This is a genomic window from Cupriavidus sp. AU9028, from assembly GCF_019795295.1.
GTDB lineage: Bacteria > Pseudomonadota > Gammaproteobacteria > Burkholderiales > Burkholderiaceae > Cupriavidus.
Map to the genome: position 1 here is coordinate 55,071 of NZ_JAIMCG010000003.1, position 19,951 is coordinate 75,021.

Below are 19,951 nucleotides of genomic sequence, written 5' to 3' on the forward strand. Positions count from 1 at the left end.
AACCACCGGTGTTCTCCCTCTCCCGCAAGCGGGCGAGGGGAGCAAACCACCGGTGTTCTCCCTCTCCCGCTTGCGGGAGAGGGCCGGGGAGAGGGCAGAAGGCGCCCTCGACCCGCACCGTCCGACCGGCCTGCATATCCCGTCTCGACCCGCACCACAGTCCCCGCGCAAAACCTTCCCAAGTCCTTGTTTCTCTGCCATAATCGTCGTTTGTCCCTCACCGGCAAGTGGTTCGCTCGCCACGGCCTTCCGGAACCACCGGAGCGGCACCCAAGGGAGCGGACTGGCTACCCAAACAGCAAGGAAAGATCATGAAAGAAGGCATTCACCCCAATTACCGTGACGTCGTGTTCGTCGACGTCTCGTGCGACTTCAGCTTCCTGACGAAGTCGACCATCCAGACCCGGGAAACCATCACCTGGAAGGATGGCAAGGAATATCCGCTGGCCAAGATCGAAGTGTCGTCGGAATCGCACCCGTTCTACACCGGCACCCAGAAGATCATGGACACCGCCGGCCGCGTCGAGAAGTTCCGCCAGAAGTTCGGCAGCAAGCTGGGCAAGGCAGCCGCGAAGTAAATCGGCTAGCGCAATTGCCAGGATGGGCCAGCGCCGCAACTCGGCAGGCTGGCACGTTTCTGAAGCAATGTGTTAAAAGAGGCAGCCAAGGCTGCCTCTTTGCTTTTTTGCAGGCATTTCTGCGCCGGCGCCGATGCCCATCGGCGGCGCGGGCTGCAGGCATTGCCGGCCCATGACGCAGCAGTCGCACGAATCTTGCCTCGGCGAGTCTTCCTGGGTTGGCCCGGCATGATCGCCGCGCTGTCAGTTCCCCTCGTTCGAATCCATCGATGAGTCCCGCCAATACCTCACGCGTCCATCTGACTGCCGCCGCCACCGGCGCCCTGCCCCGGGCGCTGGTGCTGGCCATCTGTATCGTCTACGGCGCGGTCGGCCTGTTCGGGCGCGACCCCTGGAAGAACGAGGATGCCGCGGGCTTCGGCGTGATGTGGCAACTGGCCACCGGCGGCTGGCAGGACTGGCTGATGCCCAATATCGCCGGCCGGCCGTACGGTCAGGACGGCCCGCTGGTGTTCTGGGTCGGCGCGGCGATGATCCGGCTGGCGGGGCCATGGCTCGGCGCTGCCGATGCCTCGCGCCTGTCCACGGCGCTGTTCTATTTCCTGACCTGCGCCTTCATCTGGTACGCAACGTATCTGCTGGGCCGGCGCAACGAGGTACAGCCCTTCGCCTATGCCTTCGGCGGCCAGCCCAATGCGCGCGACTATGGCCGCACGCTGGCCGACGGCGCGCTGCTGATCTTCCTGGCCTGCGTAGGCCTGGCGATGCGCGGCCACGAAACCACCCCGCAGGTCGGCCAGGTCTGCTTCATCGCGATGAGCCTGTACGGCCTCGTGCGCAGCCTCGACATGCCGGCGCAGGGCAGCATCTGGTTCGGCGTCGGCCTGGGCGCGCTGACGCTCGCCAGCGGTCCGATCCTGCCGTTGGTGCTGCTGGCCTCGACCTTCGTCGGCGGGCTGGTCTGCGCCGATCTGCGGCTGCGGCGGCTGCTGCCGATCGGCGTGCCGATCGCACTGGCGATCGTCGCGCTGTGGATGGCGGCAGCCTGGCTGGGTGCGGACCAGCGCGACGATGCGGTGGCGTTTATCCGCGAGTGGTCGCGCTACGATCGCCGCACGTACAACTGGCCGAACGGCTACGCCATCGGCTTCGTCGCGCGCAACCTGTTCCTGTTCTCCTGGCCGGTGTGGCCGATCGCCATCTGGGCCTGGGTCAGCTGGGCCGGCATGCGGCGGGCGCCCCATGTCGCGCTGCCGCTGTCGCTGCTGCTGCCGCTTTTCGTACTGCTGCTGATGCTGCGCCAGCCGGGCGATGTGCATTTCATCCTGCTGCTGCCGCCGATGGCCGTGCTGGCCGCCTTCGGCCTGCCCACGCTGACGCGCGGCACCATCAATGCGATCGACTGGTTCGCGCTGCTGTTCTTCACCATCTTCGGCGGCTTCGTCTGGTTCATGTGGCTGGCCAAGACCACCGGCTGGCCGCCGCGCATCGCCAACAACATCTTCCGCCAGCTCCCCGGCTACGAGCACCAGTTCTCGATCAGCGCGGTGCTGTTCGCGCTGGCCGCCACCGCGGCATGGGTGCTGGTGGTGCGCTGGCGGCTGTCGCGCGCACCCAAGCAGATCTGGCGCCCGGTGGTGATCTCCGCCGCCGGTACCACGCTGATGTGGGTGATGGCGATGACGTTGTGGCTGCCGTCTATCAACTACGGCAAGACCTATCGCGATGTCGCGCAGGCCGCCTCGATGGCACTGCCGCCAACCTACCAATGCGTGCAGCCGATCCGGATGGGCGATGCCCAGCTGGCCTCGTTCGCCTTCTTCGGTCACTTCCGCTTCGGCGGCCCGAACGATGGTTGCGACGTCCTGCTGCGGCACGATCCGGTCGACTATGGCGAGCCGTCCAGCATCTCGCGCTTCGAATGGCGCCTGCTGTGGGAGGGCCGCCGCCCGTCCGACCGGGAGGAGCGCTTCCGCATGTACCAGCTGATCGAGAAGCCGCGCACCCCGGCGCCCCGGCCCGGCACGGGCATCCGCCGCCTGCCGCGGCAGCCTTGAGCGCGGGCGGCATGACGCTCCTGCAGGACCTGCGCCGTATCGCCACGCTGGCCGGCCCGGTCCTCGTCGGCCAGCTGGCGGTGATCGCCTTCGGCGTGATCGACACCATCATGGCCGGGCGCGCATCGGCCGCCGACCTGGCGGCGGTGGGCCTGGGCGGCTCCATCTACGTCACCGTCTATATCAGCCTGATGGGCGTGCTGCAGGCGCTGGCGCCCATCGCCGGGCAGCTCTATGGCGCCGGCCGCCATGCGGAGATTGGCCTGGAAGTCCGGCAGGCCGCCTGGCTCGGCCTCGCGCTGGCAGTGCCCGGCATGCTGCTGCTGTCGTTCCCCGGCCCGCTGCTCGCGTTCGCCCAGGCGCCGCCCGAGCTGGTCGAAAAGGCCTCCCGCTATCTGCAGATGCAGGCCTTCGGCCTGCCCGCGGCGCTGGGCTTCCGCATCTACTCGGCCCTGAACAACGCGATGTCGCGGCCGGTGATGGTCACGCTGCTGCAGCTGTGCGGCCTTGCCATCAAGGTGCCGCTGAACGCGCTGTTCATCCATGGCGGCTTCGGCATCGCGTCGATGGGTGGGCCGGGCTGCGCGCTGGCCTCCGCGATCATCAGCTGGGTTTGGTGCCTGTCCGGCGCGCTGATCCTCGGCACGGGCCGCGCCTATCGGCCGCTCGGCATCTTCGCCGCATGGAGCTGGCCAATGCGGCAGCGGCTGCTGGCCCTGGTCAGGCTGGGCGTGCCGATGGGGTTGACCTACCTGATCGAGATCACCTCGTTCACGCTGATGTCGGTCTTCATCACCCGGATGGGCACCATCACGCTGGCCGGACACCAGGTGATCGCCAATATCAGCGCGGTCGCCTACATGCTGCCACTATCCCTGGGCATCGCGACATCGACGCTGGTCGCCCAGGCGGTCGGAGCACGCGACCTGCCCGGCGCACGCCGAATCGGCCGGCGCGGGATCCGGCTGGCCGGCTCGCTGGCCGTGCTGGTCGGCGTGGCACTGTGGCTGCTGCGCGAGCCGCTGCTCAACGCCTATACACGGGACCCGGCAGTCATCGCCGCCGCGTTGCCGCTGATGCTGGTGGTGGCGCTGTACCAGGCCTTCGACGCGGTGCAGGTGACCGCCGCGTTCGTGCTGCGCGCCTACAAGATCGCGCTGGTGCCGACGGTGATCTACGCCGTATCGCTGTGGGGCATCGGGCTGGGGGGCGGGTATGTCCTGGGCTTCAGGCTGCTGGACTGGATGCCCGCATTCACCGAGGGCGCCCGCGGCTTCTGGCTGGCGAACAGCATCAGCCTGGGCGTCGCGGCGGCGCTGTTGGTGCGGTACTTCGTGGTCGTCAGCAGGCAGAAGTAGAAGGCGGTCGGACGACCAGGACAAGCAGAGGTCGACGCACCACTCTCCCCCTTGGCCCAGGTCTGACGTGCCGCGAGCCAACAACGGCAAGACCAAAAAGAAAAACCCGCATGGCGCGAACCATGCGGGTTGATTTGGCGGAGTGGACGGGACTCGAACCCGCGACCCCCGGCGTGACAGGCCGGTATTCTAACCGACTGAACTACCACTCCATGTCGGTTTATCGTTTCAGCCGGACCGAAGCCCTGCTTTGCCGATAATCCGGACGTCTGATTACGTCCGGTTTTCTTGATTCTGGCGTCCCCTAGGGGATTCGAACCCCTGTACTCACCGTGAAAGGGTGATGTCCTAGGCCTCTAGACGAAGGGGACAGAAACTCGTCTTGCAACTCGTTCCGTCTTGCTTCACGCTACCCGGCATTCACCGGATCTCGCGAATCGGCGTCATCCAACTACCGATGCCGCCACTGGGAATTTGGTGGAGCTAAGCGGGATCGAACCGCTGACCTCTTGCATGCCATGCAAGCGCTCTCCCAGCTGAGCTATAGCCCCATTGGTACTGCCATTACTGCCTGCCGCTACATCCGGCACCGCCTTGTTTCCTGATAATCAACCGCTCGATTCGTCAGCGATATTCTTTCGAATCGTTCGTTTTATTATCTTGTTGTTTCCAACGAAGCCAAGATTATATAGCAACCTTGCTTTTTTGCAACCCCTTTTTTCACTTTTTTCTTCGTTTTGTCCGTCGACCGGCGCAACGCGAAGATTTTAGTGATGCCCGCTTGGTTTTTTGAACCGCGCTGCAGGGAGAACGAGATTATGCTCAACTTCCGGCAGGTGCGCAAGCCCCCTGCCGGATTTTTTCGATCGTTCAGCTCAACCTGGCAGACCCGTGTCCATGCGGCGCAGCACGGTCTCGCGGCCCAGCAGTTCCAGCACGGCGTCGATACTCGGCGTCTGCAATTGACCGACCGTCAACAGGCGCACCGGCATGGCCAGCTTCGGCATCTTCAGGCCGAATTCGGCGAGCACCGCCTTGAACTCGGCATTGATGCCCTCCCGTTTCCAGTCGGCAAGCGCGGCAAGCCGCTCGCGCAGCGCGCGTACGGCCGGCAGCGCCTCGGCAGTCAGGTGTTGCGCGCGCAGGTCGGCGTCGGGTTGCGGCTCGCCGCGATAGAACAGCATTGCCGTGTCGGCCACTTCCTTCAGGGTATTGGCGCGGTCCTTGACCAGCGCCACCACCTGCACCAGGTCGGCGCCTTCGACCTTGCCGCCCAGCGCCTCGATGAACGGACGGGTCAGGTCCGCCAGCCGCTGGTTGTCGCCCACCTTGATGTAGTGGTTGTTCAGCCACGCGAGCTTTTCCGGGTTGTACTGCGCCGGCGACTTGCCCAGATGTTCCAGGTCGAACCATTCCAGGAACTGCTCGCGCGAGAAGATCTCCGCATCGCCATGGGCCCAGCCCAGCCGCGCGAGATAGTTGACCACGGCCTCCGGCAGGTAGCCTTCATCGCGATACCAGGTGACCGCCTTGGCGCCATGCCGCTTGCTCATCTTCTCGCCCTGCTCGTTCAGCACGGTCGGCAGATGCGCGTACACGGGCGGCGTGCCGCCCAGCGCCTCGATGATGTTGATCTGGCGCGGGGTATTGTTGACGTGGTCGTCGCCGCGAATCACGTGGGTGATCCGCATGTCCATGTCGTCGACCACCACGCAGAAGTTGTAGGTCGGCGTGCCGTCCGGGCGGGCGATCACCAGATCGTCCAGTTCGTCGTTGGAAATCTCGATCCGGCCCTTGACCGCGTCGTCCCACACCACGCTGCCGCCGATTGGATTACGGAAGCGGATCACCGGCTGCACGCCCGCCGGCGGCTCGGGCAGCACCTTGCCCGGCTCGGGACGCCACATGCCGTTATAGCGGGGTTTCTCGCCACGGGCGCGCTGGGCCTCGCGCAGCGCGTCCAGCTCCTCCGCGCTCATGTAGCACGGGTAGGCCAGCCCTGCGTCGACCATCTGACGCACCACCTCGCGATACCGGTCCATCCGCTGCATCTGGTAGAACGGGCCCTCGTCGATGTCCAGGCCCAGCCAGCTCATGCCTTCGAGGATCACATCGACCGCTTCCTGCGAGGAACGCTCGACATCGGTGTCTTCGATGCGCAGGATGAAGTCGCCTTTCATGCGCCGGGCAAAGGCCCACGGATAGAGCGCCGAGCGGATATTGCCCAGATGGATGAAGCCGGTCGGGCTGGGTGCGAAGCGGGTGCGTACGCGTGCGGTCATGAGAGAGAAAACGGCAAGGGCCAGGTCGGCCGAATCGTGACAGGGGCATGCTGGCAGGCATGCGCGAGTGGCGGGGCCAGGTTGCGGATCGCCACCGGAACAGCGGATTATAGCAACCCCCCTTGCCGCCTTTCGCGCCCCACTTAGCGGCGCACGGCGCCGAATCCGTTATCCTGTCGGCCGTCCCGGGCTCCTGCCCTCGTGCGCGCCACGCCCGATGCCGGCGCGCACTTTCGCAAAGCGCAATATGCAACGACGTACCCTGCTCGGCGCCGCCGGCGCCGCCCTCCTGTCCGCCTGCGGCACCCTGTCCCGCCCGGATTCCACCGCGCAAGCCCCGGCCGAGCCAGCCCCGCCGCCGCCCCGCCCCATCAGGATCGGGCTGGCGCTGGGCGGCGGCGCGGCGCGCGGCTTTGCCCATATCGGCGTCATCAAGATGCTGGAAACCCACGGCATCCGGCCGGACCTCGTCACCGGCACCAGCGCGGGCGCGGTGGTCGCGGCGCTGTATGCCTCCGGCATGGATGGCTTCGCGCTGCAGAAGCTGGCGCTGAAGATGGACGAAGCGACCATTGCCGACTGGGCATTGCCCTTCGGCACGCGCTTCGGCGGCTGGCTGAAGGGCGAAGCCCTGCAGTCCTATGTCAACCGGCAGGTCGGCAACCGGCCGATCGAGGCGATGAAGATACCGCTGGGAATCGTCGCCACCGACCTCAAGAGCGGTCGCGGCATCCTGTTCCGCCGCGGCAATACCGGCCAGGCGGTGCGTGCTTCGAGCAGCGTGCCGGGCGTGTTCCAGCCGGTGTCGATCCAGGGGCGCGACTACGTCGATGGCGGCCTGGTCGAACCGGTGCCGGTGGACTCGGCCCGGGCGATGGGCGCGGACTTCGTCATTGCCGTCAATATTTCCGCGGACCCGGCCACGCAGGAGCATGCCGGCCAGAGCGGGGTGCTGTTGCAGACCACCGCCATCATGGGGCAATCGATCAACCGGCTGGCGCTGGCGCGCGCCGATGTGGTGATCCGCCCCGATCTGCCAGACGTGGCCGGCAGCGATTTCGGGGCGCGCAACCGCGTCATCCTCGCGGGCGAGCAGGCCGCCGTCGCGGCGCTCGGCACGCTGCGGGACAAGCTGGCGCAAGCCCGGCAGCCGGGACAAGCCACAGCGCGGTAACACCGCCCGCGCCTGCGCGCCACAATGAAAAAGGGACCGCGCTTGCGGTCCCTTGTCCGGCAGGCAGGTCCTAGCCGCCGTAGAGGCTGCGGCCGGTCGCGCTTGGCTCGAAACGCTTGAGCGTTTCGACCATGCCGCCCAGCCCGCTGTTGCCGTCGACCTGCTGCAGATCGTCGATGCGACGGGCACCGTTGTAGCGCGTCAGCCAGTACGACGACCGCATGTCGTCGACGCGGATCTTGCTGCCGGTGGACGGCGCGTGCACGAACTTGTTGTCGCCAATATAGATGCCGACGTGCGAGAAGGTACGTCGCATGGTGTTGAAGAACACCAGGTCGCCCGGACGCAGCTCGTGGGTATCGACGTTGGTGCCGACGCGGCTGATTTCGACCGAGCGGCGCGGCAGCACGAAGCCGAACGTGTCATTGAAGACGTAGCGGACGAAGCCGCTGCAATCGAGTCCGGATTCGGGGGTGTTGCCGCCGAAACGATAGCGCACGCCGATCAGGCCAAGGGCATTCATCACCAGATCGCCGGCCTTGTTGGCCACGTGGCTGGTCGAATGCATCACCGAAGACAGCAGGCCCTTGCGGCCTTCCGGCCGGCTTGCAGTCGCTTCGGCACCCAGCTCGGCTGCCGCGTCGACGCGGACTTCAGCCATGCTGCCGGGCTCCTTGAACACCGTATCGGCCAGCGCTCCATTCGACAGAACCGCACCGCAAGCCAGGGCAACTCCGATGGCGGCCTGCGCCAGGGAATGAAGCACCGTTCGCTGCATTGGGTCTCCTTGATGGGTCTGGAAGCCCCCGGGTCCATGAGGCGCCGGGGATACACGCATTCATTGCACACAGCACGACCCGGCTCCCTTGTCGAGGGCGCAAGGTGGTACTGCATTGAAACGGGAAAAAAACCTGGAAGGGAATCCGCCACCGGGTTGACCGGCGCGCCGGTGTCCCCATGTGCACTACCCTGTGCTATGCGGCTATGTGACCTCCCGCACTACACGTTCTCGCGGGATGGTATAGGGATGCGTCCTACAAGTCAAAGTTCGTTACAAAATCGGCCGAAATTCCCGCCGAATCAAGGGAATAGAGGGGGATTCGCATCGTAATTCTGCGGTTTGACGGCTTGCTGTGTGGCGGACGGGTTACTCGAAATTCCCGGGGCGCGGAGGGCTTGCGGGCCCTCGCGCGCGCGCCCTACTCCGCTGCTTCACGCGGCTCTTCGCCGATTTCCGCCGCCGCCATCAGCTTGCGGGTATACGGATGCTGCGGCGCTTCGAGCACCTGCCGCGTGTCGCCGGCCTCGATCACCTGCCCGCCCATCATCACCATGACCCGGTGCGCCATCGCGCGGATCACGGCGAGGTCATGGCTGATGAAGAGGTAGCTCAGGTTGTACTTGCGCTGCAGATGCGCCAGCAGCGCCAGCACCTGCTGCTGGATGGACACGTCGAGCGCGGAGGTCGGCTCGTCCAGCACCACCACCTGCGGCTTGAGGATCAACACCCGCGCGATGGCGATGCGCTGGCGCTGACCGCCGGAGAACTCGTGCGGATACCGCCCCAGCGCGGTGCGGTCCATGCCCACCTCGCGCAGCGCCTCGACGATGCGCTCGCGCCGCGCCTGCGCCGACAGTTCCGGCTGATGCAGCGCCAGCCCTTCGCCGACGATCTGCTCGATCGTCATGCGCGGCGACAACGATCCGTACGGGTCCTGGAAGACCACCTGCAGCCGCGACCGCATCCGGCGCCGCTCGACCCGGCCCGCCTCATCGAAGCTGCGGCCAAGGAAACGGATGTCGCCGCCGCTCTTGCGCTGCAAGGCCAGCACCGCATGCGCAAGCGTGGTCTTGCCCGAACCCGATTCGCCGACGATGCCCAGCGTCTCCCCTTCACGCAGCACGAAATCGACGCCTTGCACGGCGAGGATGGTGTCATGGCCGAACCAGCCGGCAAAGCCCCGTCGCTTGCGCGAGTAGTTGACGTCCAGTGCCTTGGCCTCCAGCAGCACCGGCGCGAGCGGCACGACCGGCACCACCTCGCGGCGGGGGCGGCTGTCGATCAGCCGCTGCGTGTAGGGATGCGAGGGAGCGGCAAACACCTGCGCGGTCTCGCCGATCTCGACGAGCCGGCCCTTTTCCATCACGCCGACCCGGTGCGCGAAGGCACGCACCATGTTCAGGTCGTGCGTGATCAGCATCACCGCCATGCCGAACTCGGCCTGCAGGTCGGCCAGCAGCTCCAGGATCTGGGCGCGGATGGTGACATCGAGCGCGGTGGTCGGCTCGTCGGCCAGCAGCAGCTTGGGCCGGCATGCGAGCGCCATCGCGATCATCGCGCGCTGCCGCTGTCCGCCCGAGAGCTGGTGCGGAAAGCTGTGGAAGCGATTTGCCGCGTCCGCGATGCCGGTACGTTCGAGCAGTGCGATGGCGCGTTCGCGCGCCGCGCGCTTGTCCAGGCCCTCGTGCAGCTCCAGCGTCTCGACGATCTGGTTGCCGATGCTGTAGAGCGGATTGAGCGCGGTCATCGGCTCCTGGAAGATCATCGCGATCTCGCCGCCGCGAACGGCGCGGATGTCGCGATCGGCGGCCTGCAGCAGGTCCTTGCCCTCGAAGCGGATGGCCCCGCGATAGCGGGCTTCGGCGACCAGGCGCAGCATCGAGAGCGCCGTCACCGTCTTGCCCGAGCCCGACTCGCCGACCAGCGCAAAGCGTTCGCCGGCGCGCAGCTCGAAGCTGACCTCCGACACGGCGCGCGTCGCGTTCGCTCCCTCGCCGAACCACACCGACAGCCGATCGACCTCAAGCAGCGGCCCCGACGGCGACCCGCCACTCGTATTGCCGTTGGCGCCGCTGGCGCTGTGGCCCTCGGCCACCAGGGAAGTCGCGTTCCTCATGGCTGCGCCCCTACCCGGGCGCCGGGCTGCGCGCCAGTGGGCACGCCGTCCGGCATGCCCTCCGGCCGGTCGCCCGGCACGTCCGGCACGCGGGGTTCGACCCGGCCGCGCAGTGCGGCAAGGCCCAACCGCGTATCGAAGGCATCGCGCAACGCATCGCCCATGAAGGTCAGCAACAGCAGCGTGGTAACCAGCACCGCGAAGGTAAACAACGAGATCCACCAGGCGTCAAGATTGGCCTTGCCCTGCGCCAGCAGCTCACCCAGGCTCGGCATCGTCGGCGGAACGCCCAGGCCAAGGAAGTCCAGGCTCGCCAGCGCGAGAATCGCCGCGCTCATGCGGAACGGCAGGAACGTAATCACCGGGGTCAGGCTGTTGGGCAGGATATGGCGCCACATGATCTGTGCATTGGACAAGCCGAGGGCGCGCGCCGCCTTGACATAGTCGAGCGTGCGGTTGCGGTAGAACTCGCCGCGCACGTAATCCGACAGCCCCATCCAGCCAAACAGGCCCAGCAGGATGATCAGCAGCGACAGGCTGGGTTCGAAGATCGACGAGAAGATGATCAGCAGGTACAGCTCCGGCATCGAGCTCCAGATCTCGATCGCCCGCTGCGATACCAGGTCGAAGCGCCCGCCGAAGAACCCCATCAGCGCTCCGGTCAGCGTGCCGACCAGCACGCCGATCACGGTCAGCGCCAGCGCCGCCAGCACCGACACGCGAAAGCCGTACAGCAGCCGGGCCAGCACGTCGCGGCCGCGGTCGTCCGTGCCCAGCCAGTTCTCGGACGACGGCGGCGCGGGATTCGGCGCCGAAGCAAAGTAGTTCAACGCCTCGTAGGAATAGCGGTTGGGCGGATAGATGGCGAAGTTGCCGTCGCGCGTCAGCCGCTCCTGGATGTACGGATCGAGGTAGTCCGTGCGGGTCGGAAAGTCGCCGCCGAAGGTGGTCTCGGGATAGGTCTTGACGATGGGGAAGTAATACTCGCCCTGATAGCGCACCAGCAGCGGCCGGTCGCTGGACAGCACCTCGGCCATCATGCTGAGCACGAACAGCACGACAAAAAGGATCAGGCTCCAGTAGCCGAGGCGGTTGCGGCGAAAGCGCTGCCAGGCGCGCTGGCGCGGCGACGCCGATTGCAACAGCGGAAGCGGGCTTGCGGACGCGCCGCGGGAGAAGCGGCTGGTAAGGCGACTCATCGCGTCATGCCCTCGAAGTGAATGCGCGGATCGACCAGCACGTAGCAGACGTCGGAGATCAGCCTGGTCACCAGGCCGATCAGCGTAAACAGGTAGAGCGTGCCCAGCACCACCGGGTAGTCGCGGCGCAGCACCGCCTCATACGACAGCAGGCCGAGTCCGTCCAGCGAGAACAACGTCTCGATCAGCAGCGAGCCGGTGAAGAACGCGCCGATGAAGGCCGCAGGGAAACCGGTCACCAGCGGAATCAGGGCGTTGCGGAACACGTGCTTCCACAGCACGCGCCGCTCCGACAACCCCTTGGAGCGCGCCGTCAGTACGTACTGCTTGCGGATCTCTTCCAGAAAGGCGTTCTTGGTCAGCATCGTGACGACGGCAAAGCTGCCCACCACCGAGGCGGTGATCGGCAGCACCAGGTGCCACAGGTAGTCCATCACCTTGCCCATCAGCGACAGCTGCTCCCAGTCGTCCGAGGTCAGGCCGCGCAGCGGGAACCACTGCACGAAGGTGCCGCCGCCAAACAGCACCAGCAGCAGCACGCCAAGCACGAAGCCCGGGATCGCATAGCCGATCAGCACGATCAGGCTGGTCACCATGTCGAAGCGGCTGCCCGCCCGGATCGCCTTGGAGATGCCGAGCGGCACCGATATCAGGTAGGTCAGGAAGAAGGTCCACAGCCCCAGGCTCACCGAAACCGGCAGCTTCGATTTGACCAGCTCCCAGACGCTGCGATGCTGGAAATAGCTCTGGCCCAGGTCGAACTGGGCGAAACGCTTGAGCATCAGCCAGTAGCGCTCGAGCGGCGGCTTGTCGAAGCCGTAGAGCGCCTGGATCTCCTTGATGCGTTCGGGGTCGACACCCCGGCGGCCGCGATACTCCGCGCCGCCGCCGCTGGCCTCCCCGGCGCCGCCGCGGCCCTTGAGTTCCATCATCAGCTGCTCGACCGGACCGCCGGGAACGAACTGGATCACGACGAAGGTCAGCGTGATGACGCCGAGCAGGGTCGGGATCATCAGCAATATGCGTTTGAGCAGATAGGCGAGCATGCCGCTTCCTGTAACTTGATCTGTTGCGCCGGTCGCGCGGTTGCGCCGGTCCGGCCGTCACGCCTGCCATGCGGCTGCGGCGTTCCCGGTCTTCGGCAGCGCGGCCGGCGGTGGCCGTCAGCCGCCGCCGCGGCCGGCTTGCGCGGCCCGGGCGGATCCGGCCGGCGCCGGGCGCTGCGCACCGCCGTGCCACCACATGCCGAGAACCCAGCCTTCCGCGGTGTAGAACGCGGGCAACCGCTCCGGGTAGCGCAGCTCGCTGCGATACGCGACCCGGTGATAGGCGCTGTACCAGTTCGGAATGACGTAGTAGCCGTGCATCAACACGCGGTCGAGCGCGCGCCCGGCGTCCACCAGCTCCTTGCGTGTGCCCGCGCGCAATACGTGGTCCACCAGCTTGTCCACCACCGGCGACTTCAGCCCGAACAGGTTGTCCGAACCCGGCGTGGTCGCCGCCTCGCTGTGGAAGCGGTCGCGCAACTCGTTGCCCGGGCTCTGCGAGTCCGAGAAGCGGATCGACACCATGTCGAAGTCGAAGTCCTCCAGCCGCTTCTGGTACAGCGCGTAGTCCATGGTGCGCTGGTGCGCCACGATGCCGAGCTTCTCCAGGTTGCGCACATAGGTGGTGATGACCCGGCTCATGGCACCGCCATCGTCGAGGAACTCGAACTCGAAGGGCTCGCCCTTTGCATTGCGCAGCGCCCCGTCGCGGTAGGTCCACCCGGCCTTTGCCAGCAGCTCGCGGGCCTGGCGCAGGTTGTCGCGCAGCGAGCGCGGCGGGTCGGTGGAGGGCATCACGACCGCCGGTCCGAACACCGCTGGGTCAAGCTGGCTGCGCAAGGGCTCCAGAAGCTTCAGCTCCCCTGGTCCGGGCCGCCCGTCGAAGGTGGAACTGGCGGCCAGCTCGCTGTTTGAGAACCAGCTGTCCAGACGCCGATAGGCCCCGTAGAACAGCTGGCGATTGAGCCATTCGAAATCGAGCGCCAGCAGCATGGCCTGGCGCACCCGCACGTCGACGAACAGCGGCTTGCGCATGTTCATCACGAAACCCTGCATGCCGGCGCCATTGCGGTGCGGGAACTCCGTGCGCAGCAGCTCCTCCTCCTCGAAGCGGTCGCCGACATAGCTCTTGGCCCAGCTCTTCGCCTTGTATTCGACGATCGCGTCGAACTCGCCCGCCTTGAACGCTTCCAGCCGCGCGGTCTCGTCCTTGTACAGGCGGTAGACCACGCGCTCGAAGTTGAAGGTGCCGCGCCGCACTGCGAGGTCGTTGCCCCAGTAGCGGGGATCGCGCATGTAGGTGATGCCGCGACCTGCATCGTAGCGCTCGATCCGATAGGGGCCGCTGGCGATCGGCGGCTCGAAGGTCAGCTTCTCGAACGGCACCGAGGCCGTCCATTTGCGCGAGAACACCGGCAGCGAACCGACGATCAGCGGCAGTTCATTGTTGCGCTGCTTGAAGTCGAAGCGGACGGTACGATCGTCGACCACCGTCACCGATTTCACGTCGACGCACATGCTGCGGTAGCCGGGATTGGCGGCCTTGCTCATCAGCATGTCGTAGGAGTACTTGACGTCGCTGGCGAGCACGGGGTCGCCGTTCTGGAAGCGTGCCTGCGGCCGGATGCGGAAGGTCACCGACAGCCCGTCCGGTGCGACCACCACGTCCTCGGCGAGCAGCCCATAGGCGCTGGCGGTCTCGTCGGCACTGGACAGCAGCAGCGACTCGAACATCAGCGCGGTCAGCGCGGGTGCGGGAATGCCCTTCAGCGTGAAGGGATTGAACTTGTCGAAGCTGGTGCGCCGGTCCGGATTGGCCAGCGTCAGCGTGCCACCACGCGGCGCGTCCGGGTTGACGTAGTCGAAGTGGGTGAAATCCGGCGGGTATTTCAGATCGCCATGCAGCGCGAAACCATGCGCGGCCTGTACTGGCCGGGACATCAAGGCTGCGAGCAGGATGATCGCTACTCCGCACCGAAGCAGCATCGCGCCTATAGTGAAGCGATGCCATGCCGAACCCGGCCCTAGTGCGTGCATTTGCATCCGGCTGATGCCCTCCCCGTGACGTCGAACGACAGCGGCCGCGGGCAGACCCGCGGCCAACTTGTGCGACAATTTTACCTTCGCCCCGCATGGCTACAGCCATCGGGACATTCCAGTACAACCTGGCGCTGCGCCTTGCGCCGCTGCCGATCGCCGTGCAAAGCGGTCATGGTCAGCGGGGTCGGCGGTGGCGTCTGCCGAGCACGATATGTGCCCGCGCACTCACAAGACTACCATTGGAGAACTTATGGGATTTCTGGCAGGCAAGCGGATCCTGATCACAGGCTTGCTCTCGAACCGTTCGATCGCCTACGGCATTGCCTCGGCATGCAAGCGCGAAGGCGCGGAACTGGCCTTCACCTATGTCGGCGAACGCTTCAAGGACCGGATCGAGGACTTTGCCAGGGAATTCGGCAGCGACCTGGTGTTCGAGTGCGACGTGTCGAGCGACGAACAGATCGAAGCGACGTTCGCCGCGCTGGGACAGCGCTGGGACAAGCTCGACGGCCTGGTGCATTCGATCGGCTTTGCGCCGCGTGAAGCGATTGCCGGCGACTTCCTCGACGGCCTGTCGCGCGAAGGCTTCCGCGTCGCACACGACATCTCGGCCTACAGCTTCCCGGCGCTGGCCAAGGCCGCGCTGCCGCTGCTGTCCGACAAGGCCTCGCTGCTGACGCTGACCTACCTGGGCGCCGAACGCGTGGTTCCCAACTACAACACCATGGGCCTGGCCAAGGCCTCGCTCGAAGCGAGCGTGCGCTACCTCGCCGCGTCGGTCGGCCCGCGCGGCATCCGTGCCAACGGCATCTCGGCCGGCCCCATCAAGACGCTGGCCGCCTCGGGCATCAAGGGCTTCGGCAAGCTGCTTGGCCACTTCGAGGACGCCGCCCCGCTGCGCCGCAACGTCACCATCGAGGAAGTCGGCAACGTCGCCGCGTTCCTGCTGTCCGACCTGGCCAGCGGCGTGACCGGCGAGATCACCTATGTCGATGGCGGCTTCAATATCGTCGGCGCGAGCCTGCCCGAAGGGGAATAAGCACGGAGCGGGCATTCCCTGCCCTGCTCCGACGACAGGAAAGCCGGCCCCGAAGGCCGGCTTTTCTCGTTCTGGCGGGCATGTGCGTGCACCTGGGAAGGGCCGGTCGATGCCGGCATTGGTGCAAGGATGGGTATAGGCTGGCGCGTCCTAGAGGATTCGAACCTCTGACCGCTCGCTTAGAAGGCGAGTGCTCTATCCAACTGAGCTAAGGACGCGAAGGGCGGTATTTTACTCCACTTGCCGCTGCGTTCCGCTGCACCGGCTTGTTTTCCGCAAGACAAACCCTTGCAACGGAAACCCCCAAACGAAAAAACGGTCCGGGCGGAAACGCCAGGACCGTTTTTTCGTCAAACGTATACTGCGGAAAGCTGGTCGGGGCGACATGATTCGAACATGCGACCCTCTGATCCCAAATCAGATGCGCTACCAGGCTGCGCTACGCCCCGAAGCCGGCCATTGTAGCCGGGGCCGCTTCCCGGGTCAAACGTTGTCGTGATCGGCATGAAATGGTGCACTGCGGACGTGCTACAATCGCAGAGCAACAAACTTTGCAGCCGTCAGGGCTATCACAAAGGAAGGAACATTGGCTAAGGAAGAACTGATCGAGTTTGGCGGCGTAGTGTCGGAAGCACTGCCGGACAACCGCTATCGTGTACTGCTGGAAAACGGCGTCGAGATCTGGGCCTATGCATCGGGCAAGATGCAGAAGCACCGCATTCGTATTCTGGCTGGCGACCGCGTCACGCTGGAAATGTCGCCCTACAACCTGACCAAGGGTCGGATCAACTTCCGTCACAAGAGCTGACGGAAGCAGTACGCGCACAGCGGGCGCCATACCGGCCCGAGCGCTGACGTCTGCGGGCACGCAGACCTGGGGATTCTCATGCCCCGCCGTGCCCCTCCCCTCTTTTCCCGCCGCCTGCCTTTCCATCCTGCTTCAGGATGTGCCGCCGCTTGACCGAGCGAATGCGGCGAGCCCCGACTCGTCCGGACAATCCGGGAAACCGCTGCGGCGTTGCGCCTGTCATATCGTTCACGCATACTGCGCGCGGCGGCATGTGTCGCTGCGATAACTTGCGCGCCGCATGGCGCCCCTGTCCCAGGTAGCGATGAATCTGATTCTCTGGCGCCACGCCGACGCCGAGGCGCTTCCCGAAACGCGCAGCTTCGGCCGCACGGCCGACCTGCAACGCGCATTGACACGCCGCGGCCTTCGGCAGGCGGAATTGAGTGCGAAGTGGTTGAAAAACCGCCTGCCCGCCGACGCGCGCGTGCTGTGCAGCCCGGCCCAACGATGCCGCCAGACCGCAGCGGCCCTGGGCTTTCCCACCGAGGTTCTCGACGCGCTCTCGCCCGAGGCGGATGCCGCAACCGTCCTGCGCGTTGCAGGGTGGCCGAAGGCACGCGGCACGGTGGTGGTCGTCGGTCACCAGCCGTGGCTGGGTGCAACGGCCAGCCGCATCCTTGCCGGCCAGGAACAGCCCTGGAGCGTTCACAAGGGCTGCGTGTGGTGGTTCGGCAACGGGGAAAGCGAGCGGCCTACCGGCGCGCAGCTGCGGGCGGTCATCGACCCCGACTGGCTCTGAGGGGAGCGCCGCGGGCCGGCAGCATCGTCGCGCCAGCGCGAATGCCGGCGCGTCACGTAACGGTCATCGGCGCTTCACGGCGCTGTCACCGCCCTTCCCTACATTGTTTCGCAACAGTGTCGTCACCCACAGGACATCTGATGCGAGACCTTCCGACGCCTACCCAACCGCTCTTCGAATCCCTGCCCAATGGCCTGGCCGGCCAGACGGCCCGGAGGCGTCTTCTACGGCCCTCATCTGCGTCAACGGATGCGGCACCTGCTCTCAGCGTGGCGTGGGCGCGTCACCAGGACGAAGTAGTCGAAGCACAGCGGCTGCGCTACAAGGTCTTTGCCGAAGAGATGGGCGCGCGCCTGTCGTCGCCGGCGGCCGAGCTGGACGTCGACATGTTCGACCCCTACTGCGATCACCTGATCGTGCGCGACCAGGCCACGCTGAAGGTGGTCGGCACCTACCGCGTGCTGCCGCCTCACCAGGCCAAGCGCATCGGCTGCCTCTACTCGGAATCGGAATTCGATCTGGTGCGTCTGGCGCACCTGAAACCGAAGATGGTCGAACTGGGACGCTCCTGCGTGCACCGCGACTACCGCAGCGGCAGCGTCATCATGGCGCTGTGGGCGGGCCTTGGCGAGTACATGCAGCGCTGGGGCATCGAGTCGATGCTCGGCTGCGCCAGCGTGCCGATCCACGATGGCGGGCACTATGCGGCGAGCCTGAGCCGGCTGTTCCAGCAACGGCATCTGGCGCCGATCGAATATCACGCGTTCCCGCGACTGCCGCTGCCGGTGGACGAGCTGAACCAGTCGCTGGAGGTGGACCCCCCCGCCCTGATCAAGGGATATCTGCGCCTTGGCGCCCGGATCTGCGGGCTGCCGGCCTGGGACCCGGACTTCAACGTGGCGGACTTTCTGACCCTGCTGCGCGTGAACGAGATGAACCCTCGCTATGCGCGCCACTTCCTCGGCCTGCCTGCGGCGACCGCCTGACTGCCTGTGCGCTTGCTGCCATCGGCCACGACGGCCGATGGCAAGCACCTAGTCGTACACCACCTTGTACCGCATGCCGATGCGCTCCCACTCGTCGGCTTCCTTGGCCAGGCTGTACTCGATCAGCGGGTTGGCATCGATCCACGCGCGCGGCAGCCGCACCTCGAATCCCTCTTCCAGCGCTTCGGCGCGCTGACTGACACGGATCTCGGGCAGCTCGACATCCGCCCGGCGCCGGCACAGCACGAAGGCCAGGCGCAGGCAGAACAGCATGCGCCAGTCGAGGAAACGTCCCCGCCCGGACAGCTTGCCGAGCTTGCCAGCATGGCCGAGCACCAGCGTGGCGAGCCGCGTCTGGTCGGTCCTGGAAAAGCCCGGCATGTCGGCATGGGTGGCGATGTAGGCCGAGTGCTTGTGATAGCCGCTGTGGGCGATCGACATGCCGATCTCGTGCAGACTGGCCGCCCAGCCGAGCAGGGCGAGGTTCTCGTCGCGCCGCTCGTTGGCCGGCTCCGGAAACTGCGCGAGCAGGCGCTGCGCGGCCTGGCGTACGCGTGCCGCCTGCGCCCGGTCCACGCCGTAGCGCCGCACGAACTGGTCCACCGTCACGGTACGCATGTCCTCATGGTGGCTGCGCCCCAGCAGGTCGTAGAGCACGCCCAGCCGCAGCGCCCCCTCGGTGACATCCATCCGTTCGATATCCAGTTCGGCGAACACGCCGAGCATGATCGACAGTCCGCCGGGCAGCACCGGAATGCGGTCCGGCTTCAGGCCGATCAGCCGTACGCGGTTGGTGTTCTCCGCCTTGATCAGCGCCCGCTTGAGCCGCTCCAGACCCTCGCGCGTGATGCCATGCTCATGCGGGTTGTCGTTCATGCCGTTCAGCTCGATCAGCTCGGCCAGCGCCCGCGCGGTGCCGGAGGAACCGACCGCCTGCTGCCAGCCGGCGGCGCGATAGTCCCGCACCAGCACCTGGATCTCGCGACGCGCCGCCAGCTCGGCCTGCTTCATCGAATAGTCGTCGACATTGCCGCTCGGGAAGAACTGGCGGCTATGCGACACGCAGCCGATATACAGGCTCTCCATCAGCCTGGCGTCATAGCCGCTGCCGATGATGAATTCCGTCGAGCCGCCGCCGATATCGACCACCAGCCGGTTGCCGGTGCAGGCGGGCGCGTCGTGCGAGGCGCCCAGGTAGATCAGGCGGGCTTCCTCGCGGCCGGCGATGATCTCGATGGGGAAGCCCAGCGCGTTCTCCGCCTCGATCAGGAATTCGCTGGCGTTGCGGGCCACGCGCAGGGTATTGGTGGCCACCGCGCGGACATGCGCCGGAGAGAATTCGCGCAGCCGGTCGCCAAAACGCCGCAGCGCCTCCACCCCTCGGCTGCGCGCGGGCTGGTCCAGGTATTTGTCGGCGGTCAGGCCAGCGGCCAGCCGCACCGGCTCGCGCATCGCATCGACCTGGAAGATCTGGCTGGCCGGGCCGCTGGCGGTCTGCACGACATCGACGCGGCCGATCATCAGCCGGAAACTGTTCGATCCCATGTCGACGGCGGCTAGCAGGCGTGGAGTATCGTTCATTGATGGTTTCGTATTGGTCGCCCCGTCATCCGGGATGCCCGACGGCCGCTCCGGTGCGGTTGCGCGGGCGGTCGGAGCGGCAGGCGAAGCCCGGCTGCGCCGGCATGGGGACATCGAGAATATGT

At 66.2% G+C, this 19,951-nt stretch carries 15 protein-coding genes and 5 tRNA genes; 8 read left to right on the forward strand and 12 right to left on the reverse strand.

The window, feature by feature from the left end; genetic code table 11:
- Positions 1 to 311: 311 nt before the first annotated feature.
- The 3 genes from K6V06_RS04315 (at position 312) to K6V06_RS04325 (ending at position 3,993) form a co-directional block, all read left to right on the forward strand.
- Positions 312 to 578 carry a type B 50S ribosomal protein L31 gene (locus K6V06_RS04315; protein WP_222240371.1) on the forward strand — a complete coding sequence of 89 codons (267 nt, stop codon included), beginning with the start codon at positions 312 to 314 and terminating at the stop codon, positions 576 to 578.
- Between the two features lie 269 nt (positions 579 to 847).
- The gene (locus tag K6V06_RS04320) at positions 848 to 2,635 is read left to right on the forward strand and encodes a glycosyltransferase family 39 protein (RefSeq protein ID WP_222240372.1); all 1,788 of its coding nucleotides are present in this window, start codon (positions 848 to 850) and stop codon (positions 2,633 to 2,635) included.
- 11 nt (positions 2,636 to 2,646) lie between these two features.
- Positions 2,647 to 3,993: an MATE family efflux transporter gene (locus K6V06_RS04325; RefSeq protein ID WP_222240373.1), complete on the forward strand. Its 1,347-nt coding sequence runs from the start codon at positions 2,647 to 2,649 to the stop codon at positions 3,991 to 3,993.
- 135 nt (positions 3,994 to 4,128) lie between these two features.
- On the opposite strand, the gene K6V06_RS04330 is transcribed toward K6V06_RS04325, so the two are convergent.
- From K6V06_RS04330 to gltX, 4 genes are all read right to left on the reverse strand, one after another.
- Positions 4,129 to 4,205: transfer RNA gene (locus K6V06_RS04330), tRNA-Asp, on the reverse strand.
- Between the two features lie 83 nt (positions 4,206 to 4,288).
- Positions 4,289 to 4,364: transfer RNA gene (locus tag K6V06_RS04335), tRNA-Glu, on the reverse strand.
- Between the two features lie 104 nt (positions 4,365 to 4,468).
- Positions 4,469 to 4,544, reverse strand: a tRNA-Ala gene (locus K6V06_RS04340).
- 324 nt (positions 4,545 to 4,868) lie between these two features.
- Positions 4,869 to 6,275 (reverse strand): glutamate--tRNA ligase, encoded by a 1,407-nt coding sequence (gene gltX / locus K6V06_RS04345; protein ID WP_222240374.1) that lies wholly within the window; start codon positions 6,273 to 6,275, stop codon positions 4,869 to 4,871.
- 247 nt (positions 6,276 to 6,522) lie between these two features.
- Here gltX and K6V06_RS04350 point away from each other — a divergent pair, with 247 nt between their 5' ends.
- Positions 6,523 to 7,449 (forward strand): patatin-like phospholipase family protein, encoded by a 927-nt coding sequence (locus K6V06_RS04350; protein WP_222240375.1) that lies wholly within the window; start codon positions 6,523 to 6,525, stop codon positions 7,447 to 7,449.
- A gap of 70 nt (positions 7,450 to 7,519) precedes the next feature.
- Here the strand turns inward: K6V06_RS04350 and K6V06_RS04355 are convergent, their stop codons facing one another.
- The 5 genes from K6V06_RS04355 to K6V06_RS04375 all read right to left on the reverse strand — a co-directional run bounded on the left by K6V06_RS04355 (position 7,520) and on the right by K6V06_RS04375 (position 14,634).
- The gene (locus K6V06_RS04355; protein WP_222240376.1) at positions 7,520 to 8,227 is read right to left on the reverse strand and encodes a C40 family peptidase; all 708 of its coding nucleotides are present in this window, start codon (positions 8,225 to 8,227) and stop codon (positions 7,520 to 7,522) included.
- Positions 8,228 to 8,648: 421 nt separating this feature from the next.
- Positions 8,649 to 10,346 carry an ABC transporter ATP-binding protein gene (locus K6V06_RS04360; protein WP_222240377.1) on the reverse strand — a complete coding sequence of 566 codons (1,698 nt, stop codon included), beginning with the start codon at positions 10,344 to 10,346 and terminating at the stop codon, positions 8,649 to 8,651.
- Complete coding sequence (locus K6V06_RS04365; RefSeq protein ID WP_222240378.1) at positions 10,343 to 11,545, reverse strand: ABC transporter permease; 1,203 nt, start codon at positions 11,543 to 11,545, stop codon at positions 10,343 to 10,345. The genes K6V06_RS04360 and K6V06_RS04365 overlap by 4 nt, the downstream gene beginning before the upstream one ends.
- A complete protein-coding gene (locus K6V06_RS04370) occupies positions 11,542 to 12,591 on the reverse strand; it encodes a microcin C ABC transporter permease YejB (RefSeq protein WP_222240379.1) in 1,050 nt (349 codons plus the stop codon). The genes K6V06_RS04365 and K6V06_RS04370 overlap by 4 nt, the downstream gene beginning before the upstream one ends.
- A gap of 117 nt (positions 12,592 to 12,708) precedes the next feature.
- Entirely contained in the window at positions 12,709 to 14,634 is a 1,926-nt protein-coding gene (locus K6V06_RS04375; RefSeq protein ID WP_222240380.1) for an extracellular solute-binding protein, read from the reverse strand.
- Positions 14,635 to 14,881: 247 nt separating this feature from the next.
- On the opposite strand from K6V06_RS04375, the gene fabI reads away from it, so the two are divergent.
- Entirely contained in the window at positions 14,882 to 15,670 is a 789-nt protein-coding gene (fabI, locus tag K6V06_RS04380) for an enoyl-ACP reductase FabI (RefSeq protein ID WP_222240381.1), read from the forward strand.
- Between the two features lie 141 nt (positions 15,671 to 15,811).
- Here the strand turns inward: fabI and K6V06_RS04385 are convergent.
- Positions 15,812 to 15,888 (reverse strand) — tRNA-Arg (locus K6V06_RS04385).
- A gap of 154 nt (positions 15,889 to 16,042) precedes the next feature.
- Positions 16,043 to 16,119: transfer RNA gene (locus K6V06_RS04390), tRNA-Pro, on the reverse strand.
- A gap of 137 nt (positions 16,120 to 16,256) precedes the next feature.
- Between K6V06_RS04390 and infA the strand changes: the two genes are divergently transcribed.
- From infA to K6V06_RS04405, 3 genes are all read left to right on the forward strand, one after another.
- The gene (gene infA / locus K6V06_RS04395) at positions 16,257 to 16,478 is read left to right on the forward strand and encodes a translation initiation factor IF-1 (RefSeq protein WP_222240382.1); all 222 of its coding nucleotides are present in this window, start codon (positions 16,257 to 16,259) and stop codon (positions 16,476 to 16,478) included.
- Between the two features lie 304 nt (positions 16,479 to 16,782).
- Positions 16,783 to 17,259, forward strand: a complete 477-nt coding sequence (locus tag K6V06_RS04400) for a histidine phosphatase family protein (RefSeq protein WP_222240383.1) — start codon at positions 16,783 to 16,785, stop codon at positions 17,257 to 17,259.
- 140 nt (positions 17,260 to 17,399) lie between these two features.
- On the forward strand, positions 17,400 to 18,245 hold the full coding sequence (locus K6V06_RS04405) for a GNAT family N-acetyltransferase (RefSeq protein WP_222240384.1): 846 nt from the start codon (positions 17,400 to 17,402) through the stop codon (positions 18,243 to 18,245).
- Positions 18,246 to 18,293: 48 nt separating this feature from the next.
- Here the strand turns inward: K6V06_RS04405 and ppx are convergent, their stop codons facing one another.
- Positions 18,294 to 19,826, reverse strand: a complete 1,533-nt coding sequence (gene ppx, locus K6V06_RS04410; RefSeq protein WP_222240385.1) for an exopolyphosphatase — start codon at positions 19,824 to 19,826, stop codon at positions 18,294 to 18,296.
- Positions 19,827 to 19,951 lie beyond the last annotated feature (125 nt).